This is a genomic window from Mesorhizobium sp. WSM4815 (assembly GCF_055811575.1).
The window spans coordinates 116,047-138,902 of record NZ_JBVVQS010000097.1 but is presented as its reverse complement, the minus strand read 5'-3'; the positions used below and the strand labels follow the sequence as shown (position 1 = coordinate 138,902).

22 protein-coding genes are annotated in these 22,856 nt (G+C 62.1%); 18 read left to right on the top strand and 4 right to left on the bottom strand.

Features of this window, described 5'->3' with window-relative positions; genetic code table 11:
• Window positions 1-5: 5 nt before the first annotated feature.
• Window positions 6-2,471: an ATP-dependent Clp protease ATP-binding subunit ClpA gene (gene clpA / locus AC0L2B_RS20315; protein ID WP_023801213.1), complete on the top strand. Its 2,466-nt coding sequence runs from the start codon at window positions 6-8 to the stop codon at window positions 2,469-2,471.
• 85 nt (window positions 2,472-2,556) lie between these two features.
• On the opposite strand, the gene AC0L2B_RS20310 is transcribed toward clpA, so the two are convergent.
• The 4 genes from AC0L2B_RS20310 to AC0L2B_RS20295 form a co-directional block, all read right to left on the bottom strand.
• Entirely contained in the window at window positions 2,557-2,991 is a 435-nt protein-coding gene (locus AC0L2B_RS20310) for an HIT family protein (protein WP_473746598.1), read from the bottom strand.
• Window positions 2,992-3,109: 118 nt separating this feature from the next.
• Window positions 3,110-4,327 carry a GNAT family N-acetyltransferase gene (locus AC0L2B_RS20305; RefSeq protein WP_473746597.1) on the bottom strand — a complete coding sequence of 406 codons (1,218 nt, stop codon included), beginning with the start codon at window positions 4,325-4,327 and terminating at the stop codon, window positions 3,110-3,112.
• A 41-nt stretch (window positions 4,328-4,368) separates the two neighbouring features.
• On the bottom strand, window positions 4,369-5,097 hold the full coding sequence (locus AC0L2B_RS20300; protein ID WP_473746596.1) for a glycerophosphodiester phosphodiesterase: 729 nt from the start codon (window positions 5,095-5,097) through the stop codon (window positions 4,369-4,371).
• Window positions 5,098-5,104: 7 nt separating this feature from the next.
• A complete protein-coding gene (locus AC0L2B_RS20295) occupies window positions 5,105-5,569 on the bottom strand; it encodes a RidA family protein (RefSeq protein ID WP_287051899.1) in 465 nt (154 codons plus the stop codon).
• Window positions 5,570-5,707: 138 nt separating this feature from the next.
• On the opposite strand from AC0L2B_RS20295, the gene AC0L2B_RS20290 reads away from it, so the two are divergent.
• From AC0L2B_RS20290 to lpxB, 17 genes are all read left to right on the top strand, one after another.
• Complete coding sequence (locus AC0L2B_RS20290) at window positions 5,708-6,535, top strand: cell envelope integrity EipB family protein (protein WP_023801218.1); 828 nt, start codon at window positions 5,708-5,710, stop codon at window positions 6,533-6,535.
• 99 nt (window positions 6,536-6,634) lie between these two features.
• Window positions 6,635-7,933, top strand: coding sequence for a hypothetical protein (locus AC0L2B_RS20285; RefSeq protein ID WP_473746595.1), 1,299 nt, complete (start codon window positions 6,635-6,637; stop codon window positions 7,931-7,933).
• Window positions 7,934-8,034: 101 nt separating this feature from the next.
• On the top strand, window positions 8,035-8,313 hold the full coding sequence (locus AC0L2B_RS20280; RefSeq protein ID WP_027151900.1) for a DUF4031 domain-containing protein: 279 nt from the start codon (window positions 8,035-8,037) through the stop codon (window positions 8,311-8,313).
• Complete coding sequence (locus tag AC0L2B_RS20275; RefSeq protein WP_473746594.1) at window positions 8,310-8,921, top strand: LysE family translocator; 612 nt, start codon at window positions 8,310-8,312, stop codon at window positions 8,919-8,921. The genes AC0L2B_RS20280 and AC0L2B_RS20275 overlap by 4 nt, the downstream gene beginning before the upstream one ends.
• Window positions 8,922-9,098: 177 nt before the next feature.
• Entirely contained in the window at window positions 9,099-9,896 is a 798-nt protein-coding gene (gene rpsB / locus AC0L2B_RS20270) for a 30S ribosomal protein S2 (protein WP_027151898.1), read from the top strand.
• A 117-nt stretch (window positions 9,897-10,013) separates the two neighbouring features.
• On the top strand, window positions 10,014-10,937 hold the full coding sequence (tsf, locus tag AC0L2B_RS20265; protein WP_473746593.1) for a translation elongation factor Ts: 924 nt from the start codon (window positions 10,014-10,016) through the stop codon (window positions 10,935-10,937).
• Between the two features lie 320 nt (window positions 10,938-11,257).
• Window positions 11,258-11,980 (top strand): UMP kinase, encoded by a 723-nt coding sequence (gene pyrH, locus AC0L2B_RS20260; protein WP_023801221.1) that lies wholly within the window; start codon window positions 11,258-11,260, stop codon window positions 11,978-11,980.
• Window positions 11,981-12,102: 122 nt separating this feature from the next.
• The gene (gene frr, locus AC0L2B_RS20255; protein WP_077384157.1) at window positions 12,103-12,657 is read left to right on the top strand and encodes a ribosome recycling factor; all 555 of its coding nucleotides are present in this window, start codon (window positions 12,103-12,105) and stop codon (window positions 12,655-12,657) included.
• A gap of 32 nt (window positions 12,658-12,689) precedes the next feature.
• Window positions 12,690-13,421, top strand: coding sequence for an isoprenyl transferase (locus AC0L2B_RS20250; protein WP_473508465.1), 732 nt, complete (start codon window positions 12,690-12,692; stop codon window positions 13,419-13,421).
• The gene (locus tag AC0L2B_RS20245) at window positions 13,418-14,248 is read left to right on the top strand and encodes a phosphatidate cytidylyltransferase (RefSeq protein WP_473746592.1); all 831 of its coding nucleotides are present in this window, start codon (window positions 13,418-13,420) and stop codon (window positions 14,246-14,248) included. The genes AC0L2B_RS20250 and AC0L2B_RS20245 overlap by 4 nt, the downstream gene beginning before the upstream one ends.
• Window positions 14,249-14,382: 134 nt before the next feature.
• A complete protein-coding gene (gene rseP / locus AC0L2B_RS20240) occupies window positions 14,383-15,525 on the top strand; it encodes an RIP metalloprotease RseP (protein ID WP_473516748.1) in 1,143 nt (380 codons plus the stop codon).
• 217 nt (window positions 15,526-15,742) lie between these two features.
• Window positions 15,743-18,115, top strand: coding sequence for an outer membrane protein assembly factor BamA (gene bamA / locus AC0L2B_RS20235; RefSeq protein WP_473746591.1), 2,373 nt, complete (start codon window positions 15,743-15,745; stop codon window positions 18,113-18,115).
• A gap of 180 nt (window positions 18,116-18,295) precedes the next feature.
• Window positions 18,296-19,354, top strand: a complete 1,059-nt coding sequence (gene lpxD / locus AC0L2B_RS20230; protein ID WP_287222067.1) for a UDP-3-O-(3-hydroxymyristoyl)glucosamine N-acyltransferase — start codon at window positions 18,296-18,298, stop codon at window positions 19,352-19,354.
• Window position 19,355: 1 nt separating this feature from the next.
• Window positions 19,356-19,814: a 3-hydroxyacyl-ACP dehydratase FabZ gene (gene fabZ / locus AC0L2B_RS20225; RefSeq protein WP_023801228.1), complete on the top strand. Its 459-nt coding sequence runs from the start codon at window positions 19,356-19,358 to the stop codon at window positions 19,812-19,814.
• A 13-nt stretch (window positions 19,815-19,827) separates the two neighbouring features.
• Window positions 19,828-20,661, top strand: a complete 834-nt coding sequence (lpxA, locus tag AC0L2B_RS20220) for an acyl-ACP--UDP-N-acetylglucosamine O-acyltransferase (RefSeq protein ID WP_236391804.1) — start codon at window positions 19,828-19,830, stop codon at window positions 20,659-20,661.
• Entirely contained in the window at window positions 20,648-21,550 is a 903-nt protein-coding gene (locus AC0L2B_RS20215) for an LpxI family protein (protein WP_473746590.1), read from the top strand. Before lpxA ends, AC0L2B_RS20215 begins: the two co-directional genes overlap by 14 nt.
• Window positions 21,540-22,706, top strand: a complete 1,167-nt coding sequence (gene lpxB / locus AC0L2B_RS20210; RefSeq protein ID WP_473746589.1) for a lipid-A-disaccharide synthase — start codon at window positions 21,540-21,542, stop codon at window positions 22,704-22,706. Before AC0L2B_RS20215 ends, lpxB begins: the two co-directional genes overlap by 11 nt.
• The last annotated feature ends 150 nt before the right edge of the window (window positions 22,707-22,856 follow it).

The following is a 22,856-nucleotide window of genomic DNA, read 5'->3' as shown; positions in this document are numbered from 1 at the left end:
GTAACATGCCGGCTTTCTCCCAAGGCCTGGAAAAGGCGCTTCACCAGGCGCTGACGCTCGCCAATGAGCGGCACCACGAATACGCAACCCTTGAGCATTTGCTGCTCGCGCTCATCGACGACACCGAGGCGGCCGCGGTCATGCGCGCCTGCAACGTCGATCTCGACGAGTTGAAGCACACGGTTCTCACCTACATCGATACCGAGCTTGACAATCTCGTTACCGGCTATGACGAGGATTCCAAGCCGACGGCCGGTTTCCAGCGCGTCATCCAGCGCGCGGTGATCCATGTGCAGTCGTCCGGCCGCGAGGAAGTCTCCGGCGCCAACGTGCTCGTTGCCATCTTCGCCGAGCGCGAGAGCCATGCCGCCTATTTCCTGCAAGAACAGCAGATGACCCGCTACGACGCGGTCAACTACATCTCGCATGGCATCGCCAAGCGGCCCGGCGCGTCCGAGACGCGGTCGCCGCGTGGCGCCGATGACGAGCAGGGCCAGAGCGGCGCCGAGCCGCAAGAGGACAGCGGCAAGAAAAAGCAGCAGCAGGACGCGCTGACCGCCTATTGCGTCAATCTGAACAACAAGGCCAAGGCCGGCAAGATCGATCCGCTGATCGGCCGCGAGTCCGAGATCAACCGCACCATCCAGGTGCTGTGCCGCCGCTCCAAGAACAATCCGCTCTATGTCGGAGACCCCGGCGTCGGCAAGACGGCGATCGCCGAGGGCCTCGCCAAGCGCATCGTCGAGGGCGACGTGCCGGAAGTGCTGCACAACGCCACCATCTTCGCGCTCGACATGGGAACATTGCTGGCCGGCACCCGCTATCGCGGTGATTTCGAGGAGCGGCTGAAGCAGGTCGTCAAGGAGCTTGAGGATTATCCGGGCGCGGTTCTGTTCATCGACGAGATCCACACCGTGATCGGGGCAGGAGCGACGTCTGGCGGCGCCATGGATGCGTCGAACCTGTTGAAGCCGGCGCTGTCGTCCGGAACGATCCGCTGCATCGGCTCAACCACCTACAAGGAGTTCCGCCAGTTCTTCGAGAAGGACCGCGCCTTGGTGCGGCGCTTCCAGAAGATCGACGTCAACGAACCGACCATCGAGGACGCTATCGAGATCATGAAGGGTCTCAAGCCGTATTTCGAGGAGTTCCACAAGGTTCGCTACACGGCTGAGGCGATCAAGGCTTCGGTTGAACTGTCGGCGCGCTACATCAACGACCGCAAGCTGCCGGACAAGGCGATCGACGTGATCGACGAGACCGGCGCCTCGCAGATGCTGGTGCCGGAGGCCAAGCGCAAGAAGACCATCGGCATCAAGGAGATCGAAGCGACGATCGCCACCATCGCCCGCATTCCGCCGAAGACGGTTTCCGCCGACGACGAGAAGGTGCTGGCCGGTCTCGACATCGAGCTGAAGCGCGTCGTCTACGGTCAGGACACCGCGATCACGGCTTTGACCTCGGCGATCAAGCTGGCGCGGGCCGGCCTGCGCGAACCGGAGAAGCCGATCGGCTCCTACCTGTTCTCGGGACCGACTGGCGTTGGCAAGACCGAAGTGGCAAAGCAGCTCGCCGCCTCGCTCGGTGTCGAGCTGATCCGCTTCGACATGTCCGAATATATGGAACGCCACACCGTCTCACGGCTGATCGGCGCGCCTCCCGGCTATGTCGGCTTCGACCAGGGCGGCCTGTTGACCGACGGCGTCGACCAGCATCCGCATTGCGTGCTGTTGCTGGACGAGGTCGAGAAGGCGCATCCGGATCTGTTCAACATCCTGTTGCAGGTCATGGACCATGGCAAGCTGACCGACCACAACGGCAAGCAGATCGACTTCCGCAATGTCATCCTGATCATGACCACCAATGCGGGCGCCTCGGATGCGCAGCGCGCGGCTATCGGTTTCGGCTCGACCAAGCGTGAAGGCGACGATGTCGAGGCGATCAACCGGCTGTTCACGCCGGAGTTCCGCAACCGTCTCGATGCGATCATCCCGTTCGGCTCGCTGCCGGTGCCGGTCATCCACCAGGTGGTGCAGAAGTTCGTCATGCAGCTCGAGGCCCAGCTCTCCGAGCGTGGCGTCACCTTCGACCTGTCGCAGGAGGCGATCGCCTGGCTGGCCGAGAAGGGCTATGACGAGCGCATGGGAGCACGGCCGCTCGGCCGCGTCATCCAGGAGCACATCAAGAAGCCGCTGGCCGACGAGGTGCTGTTCGGCAAGCTCAAGAAGGGCGGCACGGTGCGTGTCACCGTCGACAAGAAAGAGACCGGCGAAACCGGGCTGAAGCTCGAGTCGCTCGCCGACGAGGCGCCGGTCAAGCCGAAGAAGGAAGAACCGGACGACACGCCGAAGCCCAGGAAAGCTGCCGGCAAGAAGCCGGCCGCGAAAAAGGCGGTCGCGCAGAAGGCGGAGCCCAAGGGCAAGGACGGCAGCAAGCGCAGCCTGGTGCCGCAACTGCCCCGCAAGGGATGATGGCCTGAAAGCTAAAGAAAGCCCCGGAAACGGGGCTTTTTTTCTTCGAGGGGCTGGTGGGCGGCCGAACGCGCGGCGCCCGGCGTCAGTTTGCCAGCGCCGTCCGTATCTTGCCGGCGTTCTCAGCCAACACTTCCGGCTTCTCCATCTGCCCGCTATGCGGCTTCAAAGGGATGCCCTCGAAGCGTGGAATGACGTGGACATGGAGGTGGTAGACGGTCTGGCCCGAAGCGGGCTCGTTGAACTGCAGGATGGTGACGCCATCGGCGCCGAAGGCCTTCTTCACCGCCACCGCCACCTTTTGCACGACGGCGAAGAGTGGGCCGAATGTTGCCGGATCCGCGTCAAGCAGGTTGCGCGACGGCGCCGTCGGCACAACCAGCGTATGACCCGGACCTTGCGGCATCACATCCATGAAGGCGACAACCGCGTCATCTTCATAGACGCGATGCGACGGGATTTCACCGCGCAGGATTTTCGCGAAGATATTGTTGCTGTCGTATGTGGTTTGTTCGGCCATGGCGTGCGCTCCGGATTGTGTGTTGCTCCTACCGCATCGACCCAACAATCGGAATCGATCTTCGGAAACTACGATGCTTTCGAGCGTACTTTGTGCGTCCAATTGGACGCACGTCGCTCTAATCGTCCGCCAGATCCTTGCGGAACGGGGTGTGCTCTTCGAGATAGCCGGCCATCCGCTCCACTTCGCGGCGCTCGCGCCTGAGATAGTCGGCGACCGCGTTACGCAAGCCGGGATGCGCAATGTAATGCGCCGAATGCGTGGTCACCGGCCTGTAGCCGCGCGCCAGCTTGTGCTCGCCTTGTGCGCCGGCTTCGACCACCTTCAGCTTACGGTCGATGGCGAAGTCGATCGCCTGGTGATAGCAGACCTCGAAATGCAGGAAGGGGTGGTCCTCGATGCAGCCCCAGTTGCGCCCGTAGAGCGCATCGGAACCGATGAAATTGATGGCACCGGCAATGTAGCGTCCATTGCGCCTGGCCATCACCAGCAGGATGTCGTCGGCCATGCGCTCGCCGATCATCGAGAAAAACGCGCGGCTGAGATATGGCCGCCCCCATTTCCTGCTGCCGGTATCCATGTAGAAGGCAAAGAAGTCGTCCCAGACCCTTTCGGTCAGGTCCTTGCCGGTCAGCCAGTCGATCGAGATGCCGTGAGCGAGCGCCTCGCGCCGCTCCTTCCTCATCGCCTTGCGCTTGCGCGACGCCAGAGTGGCGAGAAAATCGTCGTAGGTCGAATAACCCTCATTGAAGAAGTGGAACTGCTGGTCGGTGCGGTGCAAAAAACCCGCCGCTTCCAGCGCCTCGACATCTCTCGGCTGCGCGAAGGTCACATGTGCGGAGGATACGCCGAGTTTTTCCGTCACCGCCTTCAGGCCGGCCACCAGGCCGGCCTTCACGGCACGACTGTCCTCGCCCTTGTTGACCAGCAGGCGAGGGCCGGTGACCGGCGTGAACGGCACGGCGCATTGCAGTTTTGGATAGTAACGCCCCCCGGCGCGCTCGAACGCGTCCGACCAGCCGTGATCGAATACATATTCGCCCTGGCTGTGCGATTTCAGGTAGCAGGGAATGGCACCGAGCAGCTTTCCCTGCGCTGTCTCGAGCCTGAGATGATGGCCCTGCCAGCCGGTGCGCCGCACGGCGCAGCCGGAATCCTCAAGAGCGCTCAGAAAAGCGAATGAAACGAGTGGGTTGTATCCGTTTTCTGTATCGCCGCGTGAGGTCCCGCCGAGGCCATCCCATTCGGCGCAGGTGAAGGCTCCGATGCCGGAGGCAACCCGGATCGCATACGCTCCATTCGCCGTTTGCCCGTCGCCTTCATCGCCTTGATCCATGAGGCCTATTTAAGCTCCGTGCCGGTCCATGCAAGCTCAGTTCAAGCGACCTGCACAAGATCCGGCTCAAATCCTTCGAACGTCATCTGGTCGGCATATCTGAAGGTCAGGTCGACCGCCGGTTGGTCGAGCACGGTCCAGGTGATGACCGGCATTTTGAGCCTTTCGCGCACGAAACTGACAAACTGGTTCGGCAGGTCGCCGGCGGCGTAGGAGGCGAAGGCGATATCGTGCGCCAGCATGGCGAAATGCGCCTCGATCAGCTTGACTTCGTTGCCATAAGCGGTCAGCCCGCCCGGAATGCCGGGCGCGTGTTTTGGGAAGTCGCGGATCAGCCAGTGGTCGAACGACATGATCGCCGCCTTGCCCCTGTAGTTCTTGAGCATCTTGCCGACGCTTTCCACCAAGCCTTCGTCACGGCCGGGAACCCCTTTCAGTTCGACGATCACCGGCACGCGGCCATCGACCAGGTCGAGGGCCTGCTGCAGCGTCGGCAGACGATCTGATGTGCCGCCGATCTTGAGGGCCGTCATTTCTGCTGCCGTGCGCTGCCAGACGAAACCGTCCTGGCCGGTCAGCCGCTTCAGATCGCCATCGTGGATGATCACCGGGATGCGGTCTGACGACAGATGCACATCGCATTCGATCGCATAGCCGCGTTCAGCCGCAGCGGCAAAGGCGGAAAGCGTGTTCTCCCAGCGCGTCTTGTTCATGTCGTGGAGGCCGCGATGGGCAATGGGTCGGGCGGTCAGCCAGGAAAGGTCGGTCATGCCGGGCTCATTCGACTTCGAAGATGGCTTCGATTTCCACTGCGGCATTAAGCGGCAGGGAGGCGGCACCGACGGCGGCGCGAGCATGCTTGCCGGGATCGCCGAGCACTGCAACCAGTAGATCCGAGGCGCCGTTGGCAACCAGGTGCTGCTCGAAAAAATCCGGCGCCGAGGCGACGAAGACGGTGATCTTCACCACGCGGCGGATTTTCTCGAGATCGCCAAGTGCTGCCTTGGCCTGCGCCAATATGTTGATCGCGCAGTATTTTGCCGCTTCCTGGCCGATTGCGATGTCGACGTCACGGCCGAGCAGGCCACTCGCCTGCAGCTTGCCCTGCTTGAGCGGCAGTTGTCCGGCGATGAACAGCAGATTGCCTGATCTGCAATAGGGCACGTAGTTGGCGGCGGGCGCGGCAGCGACCGGAAGCGTCACGCCGAGATCGCTTAGCCGCTTTTCGATTGTTTCACTCATGGTATTTCCCTATTGCTTGATGACGCTGCGCAGGCCGGGCCGAAATTGCAATTTTTGCCTCGCTTCCGCCACGACTTTTTTTAAGCTGGACCCTCTTTCCCTGCGGCCTGCCATCAGGCGCGATGATCGGAGCCCCTCATGCGCGCAACACGCCTCGCATTCCACGCTGTCCTGCTGCCAGCGGTGTTCTCGATGGCGCCGGCTTTTGCCGTACCGGCGCTGCAGGCGCATCGCGCGGTTTACGATCTGACCCTGGACAAGGCCTCCGACCGCTCCGGCATCACCGGCATTTCCGGCCGCATGGTCTATGAGTTCAACGGCTCGCCTTGCGAAGGTTATACGGTGAAGTTCCGTTTCGTCACCCAGATCGTCACCAACGAGAATACAAGGCTGACCGACCAGCAGACGACCACTTTCGAGGACGCCGAAGGCAAGACCTTCTCGTTCGTGACAAAATCCTTTGTCGACCAGACTCTCGACAAGGAGGTCAAGGGCACCGCGACGAAGGAGACAAACGGCCTCAAGGTCGACATCGACAAGCCGGAGAAGAGCAGCGTCGAACTGCCGGCCACACAGTTTCCGACGCAGCATCTGGCCGAACTGATTGACAAGGCCGAAAAGGGCGAAAATTTCTACGAAACCAACCTGTTCGACGGTTCGGAAGATGCCAACAAGGTGATGACCACCACCGTCGTCGTCGGCAAGAAAGCCGATGCCGACAAGACCGATCCGGAAGTGCCGGCACTGGCAAAACTCGCCACCGACAAATACTGGCCAGTCGACATCGCCTATTTCGACAGCACCGACAAGTCAGGCGAGGAGGTGCCGGAATACCGGATCAGCTTCAAGCTGCATGAGAACGGCATCACGCGCGACCTGCTCATGGACTACAACGACTTCTCGATGACCGGCAAGCTGGTCAATCTTTCGCTGTTCGATCAGACGAAACCCTGTCCGCCGAAATAGAGCCCTGGGTTAGCCACGCCCGCAAGGCGGCGGCGAATGACTTGAACACGCCGCAATTGCATTTCAACCTCTACGCCGAGGGATCGATCGGGGGGTGGGTTGAGCAAAATCGATGTGTTCGTGGCGCCGACGCCCAATCCGGCGCTGATCAGGATCATGACTGGCGTCAACCGGGTCGTCATGCTGCGTGGCATTCCCGGGTTTCGCGACCTGTTGCCGTTCAACCGCGTGGCCGGATTGCGCGGTGTCGCCAATGTCCGCCATATCGACTTTCCCGACGACGACCGGCAGCGGCTGAAGGCCTGTTGCGGCGCAGGCAAGGCAACGTTCATCACGCCCAACCATCCGGAATTCTTCACCGACTGGATGATCGACAAGGAGATCGTCTCGAGGGTCAGTCCGCTCGCGGCATCCTGGGCCACGCATGGCGTCGTCAACGGCCTCGGCCGGATCATGCAGAAATTCTGGCTGGCCAACAATCTGATCGCCCAGATACCCGGCAACAGCGGCGCTGCCAAGGAACACTCGATCGCCTGGGCGCTGAAAGGGCATGGCGTTCTCTTGCATCCCGAAGGCGGCGTCGGCTGGCATGGCAATGTCGTCGCTCCGCTTCTTCCGGGGGCTGTCGAGATGGGGTTCGAAGCGCTCAAGCGCGGTCGCGTCACGGATCAGGATTTCAAAGTCTGGATCGCGCCGGTTGTCTGGAAGCTCGCCTTCACCAAAAATGTCGAGCCGGCGCTGGCGCAGGAATGCGCCTATGTCGAGAAGAGCCTGAAGATTGAGCGTCGTGCCGTCGATACGCTGCCGGAGCGCGTCCACCATATCTATGCGACGCTGCTGTCGCGCGATGAGATTGCCTGCGGCATGGCGCCCGACGAACGGGCTACGTATGCTACGCGGCACAAGCAATTGCTGCGCGAATTGAGCCGGCGCCTGGGGGAGGGTATTTCGGTCGATCCCGGCGCCAGCGAGATCGCCGAGCTTTTGCGCCGGGCGCGCCGCTGGCTGCGGGAAGGCACCGGCGACGCCGAGCGACAAAAACAGATCCGCTCGCTGGCGGACACGATCCAGCGTCTCCAACGCGTCGGACCGTGGGCCTCAGCCAATCCGCGCATTGCGCAAGAGGAGATCGCAGAGCATCTGAAGCGTATCCGCAACGATTATTGCAAGGGCACGCTGCGCGACACGGTCAATTGCTTCGTACCGCAACCGGCCGGGCCGCGCTGCGCGCATATCCGGGTGCCGGAGCCGTTGGGATTGCACGCCTTTCCGGGCTCTATCGACGATGCCCTCGCCGAACTGCACCGGCGCATGCAGGAGACCATCACCACGACCGTGGCCGAACTCGAAGCCGCCGGCAGCTTCATTTTCTATCCGAATCCCTTCTATCATCGCTAGGATTGGCATCTCTAGCATTGGCATCGCTGACGTTGGATTTCGGCTGCGGGTGAGCTGCGGCTCCGCTGGTCGGCGCAAGATGAAGGAGTGCGGCAAGCCTCATGGCGGTCTATGTCGACGCGGCGATCTGGAAATGGGTCGGCCACCGCTGGTGTCACCTGCTGGCCGACGACACCGATGAGCTGCATCGTTTTGCGGCACAGCTCGGCGTCAAGCGCTCGTCCTATCAGGGGCCGCCGAAGACATCGGCGCCGCATTACGACATAACCGGCTTCGAGCGCGACCGCGCGGTGCGGCTAGGCGCCGTCGAATGCAGCCGCGAGGAGATCGTTGCTGTTTTCCGGCGGGTCCGGGTGCCGAAGGGGAAGATACGACCATGACGTTGACGGCATTTCTGGCTTACTGCGCTGCGATCACATTTGCCGCCGCCACGCCTGGCCCGGCGGTATTCACGGTCATTGCCAACGGCGTTTCGCGCGGGTTCGTTCGCGCGTTCCTGGTTGGCCTCGGTATCGCCGCCGGCGACGCGGTGCTGGTGACTTTGGCGCTGCTCGGTCTGGTGGCACTGGCACAGACCTTCGAATGGGTTTTTCTCATCCTGAAATATGCGGGTGCAGCCTATCTGATGTTTCTTGGCGTCAGGATGTGGAGATCGGCTTCCGCGCGATCGAATGGACTGGAGGTTACGCAGGCAAGACTGTCTCGATCGTTTTACCTCGGCATCTCCATCGCATTGGGCAATCCCAAGGCGATCCTGTTCCACGCCTCCATCATGCCATTGATCCTCGATCTCAATGCAATGAACTTCGCTGAGGGGCTGCTCGTGGTTACGGTCGTGATCGGCGTCAACATTATCACTATGGGCGTCTATGCGGTGCTTGCCGGGCAGGCTTCGGGCTGGTTCAAAACGCCAAGGCGGATGCGCTTGATGAACAGGTTTGCCGGCGGCGCCATGATCGGCACCGGTGCGCTGATCGCCGCACGCTGAGCGGCAAGACACCGCAGCGCTTGCGTTTGCCGCGCATCCCCTCTATATGCGCGCTCATTCCACACACGGACTTTGGTGTCTGCCCGGGAGAAATCCGGCTGAAACCTCCGGTGGCGTTCGAGGACAAAGTCCAGAAATGCCTGTGTCCGTGGAGGCTAACCGGAAAAGGACATAAGAATGGCTCTGCCTGATTTCAGCATGCGCCAGCTTTTGGAAGCTGGCATTCACTTCGGCCACCAGACCCACCGCTGGAACCCGAAGATGGCGCCCTATATCTATGGCGCCCGCAACAACATCCACATCATCGACCTCTCGCAGACGGTGCCGCTGCTGCACCAGGCGCTGAAGCAGGTTTCCGACACCGTCGCCAAGGGTGGCCGCGTGCTGTTCGTCGGCACCAAGCGCCAGGCGTCCGACATCGTCGCCGACGCCGCACAGCGCTCGGCCCAGTACTATGTCAACTCCCGCTGGCTCGGCGGCATGATGACCAACTGGAAGACGATCTCGAACTCCATCCAGCGCCTGCGCAAGCTTGACGAGATGCTGGCTGGCGAGGCCCAGGGGCTCACCAAGAAGGAGCGCCTCAACCTCGACCGCGAGCGCGAGAAGCTCGACAAGGCGCTGGGCGGCATCAAGGACATGGGCTCGACGCCAGACCTGATGTTCGTGATCGACACCAACAAGGAAGCGATCGCCATCCTCGAGGCCAAGCGTCTCGGCATCCCGGTCGTCGCCATCATCGATTCCAACTGCGACCCGGACAAGATCGATTTCCCGATTCCGGGCAATGACGACGCGGCCCGCGCCATCCAGCTCTATTGTGATCTGATCGCCAAGGCTGCAATCGACGGCATTGCTCGCCAGCAGGGCGCGCTTGGTGTCGACGTCGGCGCTTTGGCCGAGGCTCCGATCGAGCCGGCACTCGAGCCGACGCCGGCCGCCGAGACACCGGCCGCCCAGACACCGGAAGCGTAACAGCGAAGGCCGGTTTCGGCCTTCATCTTTCTCATATTTTGGCGCGCTGAGCGCTGGCGCCAGGCGCATCATCGAGGACCGGTGGTGCGTCGGTGCATTTTAAACGAAGAGGCGACAATGAGCATTTCGGCTGCACAGGTCAAAGAACTCCGCGACTTGACCGGCGCGGGCATGATGGACTGCAAGATGGCGTTGAACGAGACCAACGGCAACATGGAAGAGGCCGTCGACTGGCTGCGCAAGAAGGGCATCTCCAAGGCCGACAAGAAGGCCGGCCGTACCGCGGCCGAAGGCCTCATCGGCGTCGATTCCGGCGTGCGTGAGGCGGCGGTCGTCGAGGTCAATTCCGAGACCGACTTCGTTGCCCGCAACGCTGCCTTCCAGGAGATCGTCGCCAACGTCGCCAAGGTGGCGCTCGCCTATGGCGGCAAGACCGAGGCCGTCGCAGCAGCCCCGTATCCGGGTTCCGACAAGTCGGTTGCCGACACCATCAAGGACGCTGTCGGCACCATTGGCGAGAATCTTGGCTTCCGCCGTTCGGCCAAGCTCACCGTCGAGCAGGGCGCCGTCGCAACCTACGTCCACAATGCGGTTGCCGACGGCCTTGGCAAGCTCGGCGTGCTGGTCGCCATCGAGACGTCAGGCAACGCGCAGGTCGCCAACGCCTTTGCGCGTCAGGTCGCCATGCATGTCGCCGCCACCAACCCGATGGCGCTGACCGCGGAAGAACTCGACCCGGCGGCGGTCGAGCGCGAGAAGGCGATCTTCGCCGACCAGGCGCGCCAGTCCGGCAAGCCGGAAGCGATTATCGAGAAGATGGTCGAGGGCCGCCTGCGCAAGTTCTACGAAGAGGTCGTGCTGCTCAAGCAGGCTTTCGTGCTCAATCCCGACATCACCGTCGAGAAGGCGCTGCAGGATGCCGAGAAGGAAATCGGCGCACCGGCCAAGATCACTGCCTATCTGCGCTTCGCGCTCGGCGAGGGCATCGAGAAGGACGAGACCGATTTTGCGGCGGAAGTCGCGGCGGCGGTCAAGAAGTAAAACGCACTCTATCTTTCTGAAAGACTTTACGGCTGGGTGTCCGCGAGGATGCCCGGCCGATTTCTTGCGCGGTATCGATGAAGGCCAGGCGTCGGCGACAGGCCGGCTGGCTATCTGCTCATGCCCGGATCTGCTCATGCAAGGATCTACACGCACAAGTGGCATTTGCCGGTGTAAGCCAATGGCTGGAAGAGCGTTTGCCGGTTCCGGCGCCGCGTGACATCGCAGCGCCCTTCGTGTATCGGAACGCCAAATGTTTCGGGGCAGCGCCTGCGCGGGAAGCCGCCCCGGCGCGTCACACGCATAATGATGAGGACCAGATGACGGTGAAGCCCCTCTACCGACGTGTCTTGCTGAAAGCGTCGGGCGAAGCGCTGATGGGTGAGCAGCATTTCGGCATCGACGTGTCGGTGGTCGATCGCATCGCCGCCGACATCGCCGAGGCCCGTACCCTGGGCATCGAGGTTGGGGTCGTCATTGGCGGCGGCAACATCTTTCGCGGCGTCGCCGTTGCCTCCAAGGGCGGCGATCGCGTCACCGGCGACCATATGGGCATGCTCGCCACCGTCATCAACTCGCTGGCGCTGCGCACCTCGCTGAACAAAATCGGCGTCGACGCTGTGGTGCTGTCTGCAATCGCCATGCCTGAGCTTTGCGAGAGCTTTTCGCAGCGCCAGGCGACCGCCTACATGAACCAGGGCAAGGTCGTCATCTTTGCCGGCGGCACCGGCAATCCGTTCTTCACCACCGATTCGGCCGCGGCGCTGCGCGCGGCGGAAATCGGCGCCGACGCGCTGTTCAAGGGCACCCAGGTCGATGGCGTCTATTCCGCCGATCCCAAGAAGGACCCGCATGCGACCCGCTTCGAGCGCATCAGCCATGGCGAAGTCATAAAACGCGGTCTTTCGATCATGGATACGGCCGCGATTGCACTTGCGCGCGAAAACAACATCCCGATAATCGTCTATTCGATCCACGAGAAGGGTGGTTTCGGTGATATTCTGAGGGGCGGCGGACGTTGCACGGTCGTCACGGACGACTGATCGGGAGCCCGATGCCGAACCGAGGTTTTCCGTAGGCGAAAAACGGGAACCGGTTTTCGGATCGAGGCTTGAAATACGGGTTACCCTGAAGTGAACCCGGCTAACGGGTCGAGGAGACGATGATGAGTGGCGAATACGATGATCTCAAACGGCGCATGGACGGGGCGATCGCTGCGTTCAAGCACGATCTGGCTTCGCTGCGGACCGGCCGCGCGTCGAGCAACCTGCTCGACGCGATCCAGGTGCAGGCCTACGGCACCACCATGCCGATCAACCAGGTGGCAAACGTGTCGGTGCCGGAGCCGCGCATGATTTCGGTTTCGGTCTGGGACAAGTCGATGGTCGGTGCGGTCGATCGCGCCATCCGTGAATCCAATCTCGGCTTCAATCCGATCGTCGACGGCACCAATCTCAGGATTCCGCTGCCCGAGCTCAACGAACAGCGCCGCAAGGAGCTGGTCAAGATCTCGCATGGTTATGCCGAGAATGCGCGCATCGCCGTGCGCCACGTGCGCCGGGACGGCATGGAATTCCTCAAAAAGGCGGAAAAGGACGGCGATATCAGCGAGGACGATCATCGCAAGCGGTCCGACCAGGTCCAGAAGCTCACCGACGAGATGATCGGCACCATCGACCATCTGCTTTCCGATAAGGAAGCTGAAATCATGCAGGTTTAGGGTCTGGCCACTGCTGGCTCGAAAGCGAGAACATGACAAGCCCCGCGCATGTCGCAATCATCATGGACGGAAACGGACGCTGGGCCAAGGCGCGTGGCTTGCCACGGCTTGCTGGGCATCGTGCCGGCGTCGAGGCGCTGCGCAACACGGTGCGCGCCGCTCCTGGCCTTGGCATCTCGTTCCTCACCGTCTACGCCTTCTCGTCGGAAAACTGGTCGCGGCCGAAGTCCGAAGTCAGCGACCTGATGGGCCTGTTGAAAATCTTCATCCGCCGCGACCTCGCCGAACTGCACCAAAATGGCGTGCGGGTCAGGATCATCGGCGACAGGGCAGGGCTGCAGCCTGACATCAGGAGCCTGCTTGAAGAGGCCGAAACGCTGACCGTCCGCAACGAAGCGCTGACCCTGGTCATCGCTTTCAACTATGGCGGACGCGACGAGATCGTGCGCACCGCGCGCAAGCTTGCCTCGGCGGTGGCGCGCGGCGAGCTCGACAGCGAGGCGATTACGGCCGAATCCTTTGCCGGCTCTCTCGACACCCGGGGTATTCCGGATCCGGAACTGGTCATCCGCACCAGCGGTGAGCTCAGGCTGTCGAATTTCCTTCTGTGGCAAGCGGCTTACAGCGAACTTGTCTTCCTGCCTTGCTACTGGCCCGATTTCAGCCGCGAGCATCTGGCTGACGCATTGCGCGACTTTGCCGGTCGCGAGCGCCGTTTCGGCGGGCTTGGCGCTGAAGGCGTCGCCGTGACAGCCAAGGGATGAGCAACCTCCAGCTTCGCGTTATTTCTGCCGTCGTGCTTGCGGTCGTCACGCTCGGCCTGACCTGGCTCGGCGGACTGCCCTTCCGGCTGCTTTGCGCCGCCATGACGATTCTGATCTTCTACGAATGGACGCGAATGTGCCGCCCGGTCGCCGCCACGGGTCTTGGTCTTCTGCCGGAAGCGTTGCTTCTGGTTTTCGTCGGCGCCTTGGTCGCCGGCCTGCCGGCGTCCTGGCTGCTGCTTCTTGTGGCGGTGATGGTCGTTGTCACCGTGGTCGTGGCTTCGATGCACCAGACTTCGATGCGTCAAACGGGACAGTGGGACGCGTCCGGCCTTGCCTATGCCGCCATTTCCGGACTGTCACTTGCTCTTTTGCGCGACGGCGACCATTCCGGCCTCGTCGCCATTCTCTTCCTGTTCGCGGTGGTTTGGGCGACCGACATAGCAGCTTATTTCGTCGGCCGCGCTGTCGGCGGGCCGAAGCTGGCGCCGTCGATCTCACCCGGCAAGACGCAGAGCGGTGCGCTCGGCGGCGCCGTCGGCGGCGTGGTTGCCGGGCTGCTTCTGGCCGCTGCGGCCGGAGCCGGCAATCTCGCAGTGCTCGGCGTCGTCGCGCTGGTGCTTTCGCTCGTCTCCCAGGCCGGCGACCTTTTCGAATCATGGGTGAAGCGGCGCCACAACCGCAAGGATTCGGGCACGCTGATACCGGGCCATGGCGGCGTCATGGACCGGGTCGACGGGCTTGTCGCGGCGGCTTTCGCCCTGTACGTCATCGGCTGGATTTCGGCGACCGCCGACCATCCGGCACAGGGGCTGTTTCCAGCTTGATCGGCATTGGCTCTTTATCGGCATTGATTCGGGGGCCTGGTTTCTTGACCTGCGCAGGATGCGCCATGGATTCGCCTGGATTGATGCCACAGTCGCGGTACCACCGTGCTGCGGACGAATTTTGAGGACATGAATTGAACGAGATTCTTCACGCGGTTTTCAGCACGGAGGGCTTTGTCCTCGGCACGCTGGTGCCTTTCCTGTTCGTGCTGACCGTCGTCGTGTTCGTTCACGAGATGGGCCATTATCTCGTCGGCCGCTGGTGCGGCATCGGCGTGAAGGTCTTTTCGATCGGCTTCGGCCCGGAACTCTTCGGCTTTAATGACAGCCATGGCACGCGCTGGAAGCTCTGCGCCATTCCACTCGGCGGCTACGTCAAATTCGTCGGCGACATGAACGCCACCTCGAGCCAGCCCAGTTCGGAGGAGATCGAAACGCTGACGGCTGCCGAACGCAAGATCGCTTTTCACACGCAGCCGGTCTGGAAGCGCGCGGCAACTGTGGTGGCTGGCCCGCTGTTCAATTTTCTGCTGACGATCGCCGTCTTCGCGGTGCTGTTTTCCGCCTATGGCCGGCCCGTGCTGGAGCCAATGGTGGCTGAAGTCACCGCGGGCAGCCCAGCGGCCAGGGCCGGCATCCTGCCCGGAGACCGCTTCGTCAGCGTCGACGGCAGCAAGGTCCAGACCTTCGCCGACGTCCAGCGCCGGGTCTCGGGCCGCGGTGGCGACCCCATCACCTTCGTCATGCTGCGCGACGGCAAGGAGATCACCGTTACGGCGACGCCGGAATTGATGGAGCAGCAAGACGGGCTGGGCAACAAGGTCAAGGTGGCGGTGATCGGCGTCGTCAACAACCAGGAATTCGGCCAGCCCAGGCTGATCACTTACAGCCCGGTCGGAGCGGTAGGGGCGGCGGTCGAGGAGACCGGATACATCATTCAGCGCACCGGTCAGTTCCTGCAGCGTTTCGTTGTCGGTCGCGAAGACAAATGCCAGCTGGGCGGCCCAATCAAGATCGCAAAGATGTCGGGGCAGGCAGCAAAACTCGGCTTCGACTGGCTTGTGCAACTTGTCGCGCTGCTGTCGGTCGGGATCGGTATTCTGAACCTTTTGCCGATTCCTCCGCTCGACGGAGGCCATCTCCTGTTCTACGGCGTGGAGGCCGTCATTCGGCGACCGGTGTCGGAACGGATGATGGAGTTGGGCTACAGGGCTGGCCTGCTTCTCGTCTTGGGCTTCATGGGGTTTGTTTTCTGGAACGACCTGTTTGGATGCTGAAATCATGAAGAAATTTGGCTTCAGCACAGCCAATGTTGAGACGCCGTTTACCATGCGTGGGGATATGCGTGACGCGAAAGCCACGCAATTGGGTTAAGTAAATACAAATTAACCAGGAGCCTTGCGTGTAGGGAAAATCCGGTTAATACGGTAGGGGAAATTACCGCACGTCCGGTTTTCTCGCCGTGGGGACTTCGAGAAAAGGTACAAAAGCCCGATGAAGGCAGCATCCAAGTTTCTGAGCGCCGCGTCCGCGGTGGCCCTGTCCGCCGCCCTGGTCGTACCAGGTGCGCTCGCAGTGCAGTTCGTTGCCACATCGGCGGCCGAGGCCGCTGTTGTTTCAAGAGTTGAAGTCAGCGGCAATCAGCGTGTCGACGCCGAGACGATCCGCAACTACGTCACGATCAAGCCCGGCAGGCCGTTTTCCAGCGCCGATATCGACGAGGCGGTCAAGGCGCTGTTCGGCACCGGGCTGTTCTCGGACGTTCAGATCAACCAGGTCGGTTCGACGCTGGTCATCAAGGTTTCCGAATATCAGGTCGTGAACCAGGTGCTGTTCCAGGGCAACAAGAAGCTCAAGGACAACGCGCTGGCGGCCGCGGTCCAGTTGAAGCCGCGTGGAACGTTCTCGCAGCAGGCGCTCGATGCCGATGTCGAGGCGGTCAAGGCCGCCTACAGGCGTATCGGCCGCGACGACGCCGCCGTGACCACCCAGATCATGGATCTTGGCGACAACCGCGTGAACGTGGTGTTCAACATCAACGAAGGCGGCCGCACACAGATCGCCGCGATCAATTTCGTCGGCAACAGCGCCTATTCGAGCCGTCGCCTGTCCGATGTCATTTCGACCAAGCGCTCGACCATCCTTTCGTTCGTGCTGCGCGACGACGTCTATGACGAAGACAAGCTCAACGCCGACCAGGAGTTGCTGCGCCGTTTTTATTACAATCACGGCTATGCCGACTTCCAGGTGATTTCCGCGGTCGGCGAGCTCGACGAAACCACCAACAAATACACGGTGACCATCACCGTGCAGGAGGGCGAGCGCTACACCTTCGGCGACATCAGCGTCGAGAGCACGATTCCCGAGGTCGACGGCGCATCGCTGCAGTCGGTGGTCGAAACCCACAAGGGCGATGTCTACAACGCCGAGAACGTGGAAGACACCATCATCGCATTGACCGAGAGGGTCGCCGGTTCCGGCTATCCCTTCGCCCAGGTGACGCCGCGCGGCGACCGCAATTTCGAGAACCACACCATTTCAGTGGTCTATACGATCGACCAGGGCACCAAGGCCTATGTCGAGCGCATCGAGATTCGCGGCAACGACCGGACACGCGACTATGTCATTCGCCGAGAATTCGACGTGAGTGAGGGCGATGCCTTCAACCAGGTTCTCATTCAGCGCGCGAAGAGACGGCTGGAAGCACTCGATTTTTTTGAGAAAGTCGAGGTTTCGACCGTGCCCGGTTCTGAGCCGGACCAGGTGGTGCTGGTGGTCGACGTGGTCGAGAAGTCGACCGGCGAGTTCTCCGTCGGCGCCGGCTATTCGAGCGGTGGCGACACCGAAGGCCCGACCGTCGAAGGATCGATCAGCGAACGCAACTTCCTCGGACGCGGCCAGTTCATCAAGCTCTCGGCGGGCGGCGGCAAGAATTCGCGCGACTACAGCTTCTCCTTCACCGAGCCCTATTTCCTCGGGCGGCGCATTGCCGCCGGTTTCGATGTCTTCAACCGGACCAGGGAACGCGACGACTACAAGAGCGAGACGCTAGGCGCGACAGTGCGCTTCGGCCTGCCGATCACCGACGACATCTCGACGCAGCTGGCGTACAATATCTCCCAGGAGAAGTACGAGCTCGACGAAGACTGCGAGACCAACGGCGACTACGACCCCCTCAAATGCAACATTTCTACGGCTATCCTGGACGGCATCGCGGAAAGCCCGTGGCTGAAGTCGTCGGTCAGTCTCGGCCTGGTTTACAACACCATCGACGACATGAAGAACCCGCATGAAGGCATCTTCGCCAATGTCACCACGGAATTCGCCGGCCTCGGTGGCGACGCCAAATTCGTCAAGGTGACAACGCGTGGCAGCGTCTACCAGACATTGTCCGAGCAGCTTGATCTGGTGGCGGTGATTTCCGGCGGGGCTGGCCATATCCAAGGCTACGGCGGCGATGGCGACCTGCGCATCTTCGATCATTTCCAGAGCAACGACCGCATGATCCGTGGCTTCGCTTACGGCGGTATCGGCCCGGTCGACAATGAAGACGCCAACGACCATCTTGGTGGCACCACCTATTTCAATGCTTCGGCGGAAGCCCAGTTCCCAATGCCGGTCATTCCAGAAAGCTTCGGCCTGCGCGGCGCGGTGTTCGCCGACGCGGCGACGCTCTATGGCAGCAAGATCGATGCTTCACTGGTCGATCAGTCGACGGTCGACATGCAGTGGCGTGCCTCTGTCGGCGTCGGCCTGATGTGGGCGTCGCCCTTTGGTCCGATCCGCATCGACTATGCGATCCCGGTCCTCGAGGAGGACACCGACGACGTGCAGGAATTCAACTTCGGCATATCGTCCCGCTTCTGATCGGCGGGCAACGATACTTCCGGGCCTTAGCGGTCCGGAAGAGAGTAATTCGACACTACGGCGCCGCGCATCCTCCTGGACGCGCATAGGACGCTGCAGGACTTTGATTTTGCGCATTATCCTTTCCGAAAATCGATTCCGATTTTCGGGGTCATGCGCTAACTGGATATAGCTTCTGGAATGACCGATCCGGTGTTCTTCGCGCCATCACGCCGGTATACGGCTGGCGAAGTCGCGAATCTGACCGGCTCGGTGCTTGTCGATTCCGACCTCTCCGACAGATCGATCGAAGCCTTGGCGCCGGCAAGCGAAGGCGGCGAGCACGCGCTTGTCTTTGTCGATGGCAGACGCAACTTCGCGCTGATGCAATCGCTGCGAGCAGCGGCGGTTCTATGCCCCGCCGAATTTGCCGGCAAAGCGCCGGCGGGTATCGCGGTTCTGATCCATCCGCGCCCGCAACAGGCTTTCGCGATGGTCGGCCGCCTGCTTTTCCCGGCGGCTGCGACACCGGCGCCGATGACCGGCGAAACCGGTATCTCGCCGCATGCCCATATCGATCCATCGGCGCGCGTCGAGGTCGGCGCGATCGTCGAGGCCGGCGCGATCATCGGCCCTCGCGCTTCTATCGGCAGCGGAACCGTCATTGCTCCTCATGCCGTTATCGGTCCCTCCTGCCAGTTCGGCCGCGACGGCTATGTCGGCCCAGGCGCCAGCATCCAGTACGCGCTGATCGGCAACCGCGTCATCATTCATGGCGGCGCCCGCATCGGCCAGGACGGTTTTGGCTTCGTGGCCGGCGCCAAGGGTCCGGAGCGTGTGCCGCAAATCGGCCGGGTCGTCATCCAGGACGACGTCGAGATCGGCTCCAATACCACCGTCGATCGCGGCGCCATGTCCGACACGATTATCGGTCAAGGCACCAAGATCGACAATCTGGTCCAGATCGCTCATAACGTCCGCATCGGCCGCAATTGCATAATCGCCGGCCTTTCGGGTATTTCCGGTTCCGTAACGGTGGGCGACAACGTCACCATGGGTGGCGGTGTCGGTCTTGCGGATCACCTGACGGTAGGGACAGGGGCCAAGCTTGCTGCAAGAAGCGGGTTCATGAGCAACGTCCCCGCAGGCGAGATTTGGGGAGGGTACCCGGCGCAGCCGATGGCGGAAGCCATGCGGGAGATCGCGGCTCTGCGAAGACTGGCCAGGGCGCGCAAATCGGGCGACGGAGGGAAGAGCTGAGATGGTTGCGGCGACAACGCTCGAGGCGGTGGACATATTGGGGCTGATGAAGCTCCTGCCGCATCGCTATCCGTTCCTGATGATCGACCGCATCATCGATATCGATGGCGACGAGTCCGCCACCGGCATCAAGAACGTGACCATAAACGAGCCGCATTTCCAAGGTCATTTCCCGGATCAGCCGGTCATGCCCGGCGTGTTGATCGTCGAGGCGATGGCGCAGACGGCCGGCGCCATCTGCATCCGCAGCCTAGGCACCGAAAAACCGTCGCTGGTCTATTTCCTGACCATCGACAACGCCAAATTCCGTAAACCGGTCGTTCCCGGCGACCAGTTGAAGATCCATGTGAAGAAAATCAAGAAACGCGGCAACCTTCTCAAATTCGCCTGCGAGGCTCTCGTCGACGGCGTCAAGGCCGCGGAAGCCGAGATCTCGGCGATGATGGTCGCGAGCGACTGACGATCGAATGCTTATGAAAATCCAGACAGTCATCCATCCATCGTCGGTCATCGAGGCCGGCGCAAAAATCGGCGAAGGCGTCCGCATCGGGCCATTCTGCCACATCAGCGCCGACGCGGTGCTCGGCGACCGCGTCGAACTGGTCAGCCACATTTCGGTGATGGGCGCGACCACCATCGGTGCGTCGACCAAGGTGTATCCGATGGCGACACTGGGCGCGCCGCCGCAGAACAACAAGCACAAGGGCGGCCGCACCACGCTGGTCGTCGGTGAGAACTGCACGATCCGCGAAGGCGTGACCATGCACGTCGGCACCGATTCCAGCCGCGGCGAGACGACGATCGGTGACAACGGCAACTTCCTTGCCTACGCCCACATCGCCCATGATTGCATCGTCGGCAAGAACGCCACCTTCGCCAATCAGGCGACGTTGGGCGGCCATTGCGAGATCGGCGACAACGTCTATATCGGTGGTCTCAGCGCCGTTCATCAGTTTGTCCGCGTCGGCGACAACGCCTTTCTCGGCGGTTGCTCGGCATTCGTCGGCGATGTCATTCCCTACGCCATCGCCGTCGGCAATCGCGCCAGCCTTCGCGGCCTCAACATCATCGGCCTGAAGCGCGCCGGCCTGCCGCGCTCCGAGATCCACACGCTGCGCAAGGCCTACAAGACGATCTTCGATCGCTCCCGAACCGTCGGCGAAAACATCGAGTTCGCCAAGGCGGAATTCGCCTCGTCACCGACCGCCATGAAGATCATCGATTTCATCGCCAGTCGCGGTAAGCGGCACTATGCCGTCCCGTCGCTCAAGGCCGGCGGCGGCGACGATGCCGATGACGAAGATTGAGGGCACCCGGACGGGCCTTGATCTCGCGCCAGACGCCAAAGTCGGCATCATTGCCGGCGGCGGCAGTTTACCGGTCGAAGTCGCCAGGGCGCTTGCTGTGCAAGGCAAGTCTCCCTTCGTGGTAATAGTGGCGGGCGAGGTCGACCGCATAGCCGACTTCGACGCCTATGAGCAGGCGACGTTGAGGCTGGAGGATGTCGGCTCTCTGCTGCCGACGCTCAAAAATAGTCATGTTACCCATCTGGTGACAGCGGGCCATATCACACGGCGCCCCAGGCTGAGCGCCATGCGCCTCAATCTCGGCCTGCTCGCCTGGGTACCCAGCCTTCTTGTCGGCGTAACCCAAGGCGACGACACCGTGCTGAAACTGTTCGTGCGAAGGGTCGAGCGCAGCGGCATCAAGGTGGTCGGCGCCCATGAGATCGTGCCGGAACTGGTCGCCGCCGAAGGCGCGCTGACCAAGGCAGCGCCGCGGAAATCCGACTGGCGCGACATCAAAGCGGCCCACGCAGCTGCAATGGCCATCGGCGCGCTGGATATCGGCCAGGCGGCTGTTGCGATCGGCGGCCGCGCCATCGCGCTGGAAGGCATCGAGGGCACCGACGGATTGCTCGATCGAACACGGCAGTTGCGCGGCCATGGCAGGCTGGCCGGCAGAACGCGCGGCGTCCTGGTCAAATGCGCCAAGCCTGGCCAGGAGTTGCGCGCCGATCTGCCCTCCATCGGCCCGCAGACGATCGAGGCGGCGCATGCCGCCGGACTTGCCGGCATTGCCGTCGAAGCCGGCCGCTCGCTGGTTCTTGAAGGCCCGACAGTCGTCGCTCGCGCCAACGCGCTCGGCCTGTTCGTGATCGGCCTGCCTGCTGCGGAGCCGGTGCATGGCGACTGAGCGACCGCTGAAGATCGCCATCGTCGCCGGCGAGGAATCCGGCGATCTGCTTGGCGCCGACATCGTAGAGGCGCTCAAGCGCGTGACCGGCCGCGAGGTCCGGCTCGTCGGCATCGGCGGCCGGCATTTGCAGGCGCTCGGCCTCACGCCGCTGTTCGACGGCGGCGAGATCGCGCTGATGGGATTGAGCGCCATCCTGCGCGATCTGCCGCGCCTGATACGACGGATCAGCCAGACGGCCGGTGCGGTCGCCAATGAAAAGCCCGACTGCCTCATCACCATCGACAGCCCGGATTTTTCGCTGCGCGTGGCGAAAAAGGTGCGTGCCGCCGATCCGGCAATCCCGATCGTCCACTATGTCTGCCCGAGCGTCTGGGCATGGCGGCCGGGCAGGGCGGTGGCGATGAAACCGTATGTCGACCACATCCTCTGCATACTGCCTTTCGAAGTGAGGGAACTCGCCCGCCTCGGCGGTCCGACCGGCACCTATGTCGGCCATCGCCTTACCCACGAACCAGGCGTGCTCGGCGCCGCCAAGGCGCAAAGCCTGCCGCGCGACCTGTCCGACGATCGTGTGAAGACACTGCTTGTGCTGCCCGGCTCGCGTCGCGGCGAGGTGCGACGGCTGGCCGGCCCGTTCGGCAAGACGATCTCGATCCTGCGTGCGCGCGGACACCGCTTGCGCCTGCTGTTGCCGACGGTGCCGCATGTCGCCGACCTGATCAGGGCTTCGGTGGCAAGCTGGGACGAGAAGCCGGAGATCATCCTTGATCCCGAGCGCAAATGGCAGGCCTTCGGCAAGGCCGATGCAGCGCTGATCGCATCGGGAACGGTGTCGCTGGAACTGGCGCTGTCGGGTGTGCCGATGATCTCCTGCTACCGGCTCGATCCGGTCATGCGGATGGCCCAACGCCTGATCACCGTATGGAGCGCCTCCTTGCCCAATCTCATCGCCGACCGCCCGATCGTGCCGGAAAGCTACAACGAATATGTGCGACCGCACTACCTGGCGCGGCAGTTGGAGGCGTTGTTTTCCGACACCCCCTATCGCGCATGGCAGAAGGACGGTTTTGCCGAGGTGGCCAGACGCATGGCCGTCGACAGACCGTCCGGCGACATCGCTGCGGGGGTCGTGATGAGGTGTATCAAGCGGTGAATGGTGAAGTGGTGAATAGTGAATGGTGAATAGTCAAAATCGTGCTTGACCACAGGCCACAAAGAGACCCTGCTTCACTATTCACTATTCACTATTCACTATTCACTATTCACTATTCACTATTCACTATTCACTATTCACTATTCACTA

Bases quoted from the DNA above. Each gene is read 5' to 3' on its own strand.
- clpA (WP_023801213.1), top strand. From the start codon at position 6: ATGCCGGCTTTCTCCCAAGGCCTGGAAAAGGCGCTTCACCAGGCGCTG.
- AC0L2B_RS20310 (WP_473746598.1), bottom strand. From the start codon at position 2,991: ATGGCCGAACAAACCACATACGACAGCAACAATATCTTCGCGAAAATC.
- AC0L2B_RS20305 (WP_473746597.1), bottom strand. From the start codon at position 4,327: ATGGATCAAGGCGATGAAGGCGACGGGCAAACGGCGAATGGAGCGTAT.
- AC0L2B_RS20300 (WP_473746596.1), bottom strand. From the start codon at position 5,097: ATGACCGACCTTTCCTGGCTGACCGCCCGACCCATTGCCCATCGCGGC.
- AC0L2B_RS20295 (WP_287051899.1), bottom strand. From the start codon at position 5,569: ATGAGTGAAACAATCGAAAAGCGGCTAAGCGATCTCGGCGTGACGCTT.
- AC0L2B_RS20290 (WP_023801218.1), top strand. From the start codon at position 5,708: ATGCGCGCAACACGCCTCGCATTCCACGCTGTCCTGCTGCCAGCGGTG.
- AC0L2B_RS20280 (WP_027151900.1), top strand. From the start codon at position 8,035: ATGGCGGTCTATGTCGACGCGGCGATCTGGAAATGGGTCGGCCACCGC.
- AC0L2B_RS20275 (WP_473746594.1), top strand. From the start codon at position 8,310: ATGACGTTGACGGCATTTCTGGCTTACTGCGCTGCGATCACATTTGCC.
- rpsB (WP_027151898.1), top strand. From the start codon at position 9,099: ATGGCTCTGCCTGATTTCAGCATGCGCCAGCTTTTGGAAGCTGGCATT.
- tsf (WP_473746593.1), top strand. From the start codon at position 10,014: ATGAGCATTTCGGCTGCACAGGTCAAAGAACTCCGCGACTTGACCGGC.
- pyrH (WP_023801221.1), top strand. From the start codon at position 11,258: ATGACGGTGAAGCCCCTCTACCGACGTGTCTTGCTGAAAGCGTCGGGC.
- frr (WP_077384157.1), top strand. From the start codon at position 12,103: ATGAGTGGCGAATACGATGATCTCAAACGGCGCATGGACGGGGCGATC.
- AC0L2B_RS20250 (WP_473508465.1), top strand. From the start codon at position 12,690: ATGACAAGCCCCGCGCATGTCGCAATCATCATGGACGGAAACGGACGC.
- AC0L2B_RS20245 (WP_473746592.1), top strand. From the start codon at position 13,418: ATGAGCAACCTCCAGCTTCGCGTTATTTCTGCCGTCGTGCTTGCGGTC.
- bamA (WP_473746591.1), top strand. From the start codon at position 15,743: ATGAAGGCAGCATCCAAGTTTCTGAGCGCCGCGTCCGCGGTGGCCCTG.
- lpxD (WP_287222067.1), top strand. From the start codon at position 18,296: ATGACCGATCCGGTGTTCTTCGCGCCATCACGCCGGTATACGGCTGGC.
- fabZ (WP_023801228.1), top strand. From the start codon at position 19,356: ATGGTTGCGGCGACAACGCTCGAGGCGGTGGACATATTGGGGCTGATG.
- lpxA (WP_236391804.1), top strand. From the start codon at position 19,828: ATGAAAATCCAGACAGTCATCCATCCATCGTCGGTCATCGAGGCCGGC.
- AC0L2B_RS20215 (WP_473746590.1), top strand. From the start codon at position 20,648: ATGACGAAGATTGAGGGCACCCGGACGGGCCTTGATCTCGCGCCAGAC.
- lpxB (WP_473746589.1), top strand. From the start codon at position 21,540: ATGGCGACTGAGCGACCGCTGAAGATCGCCATCGTCGCCGGCGAGGAA.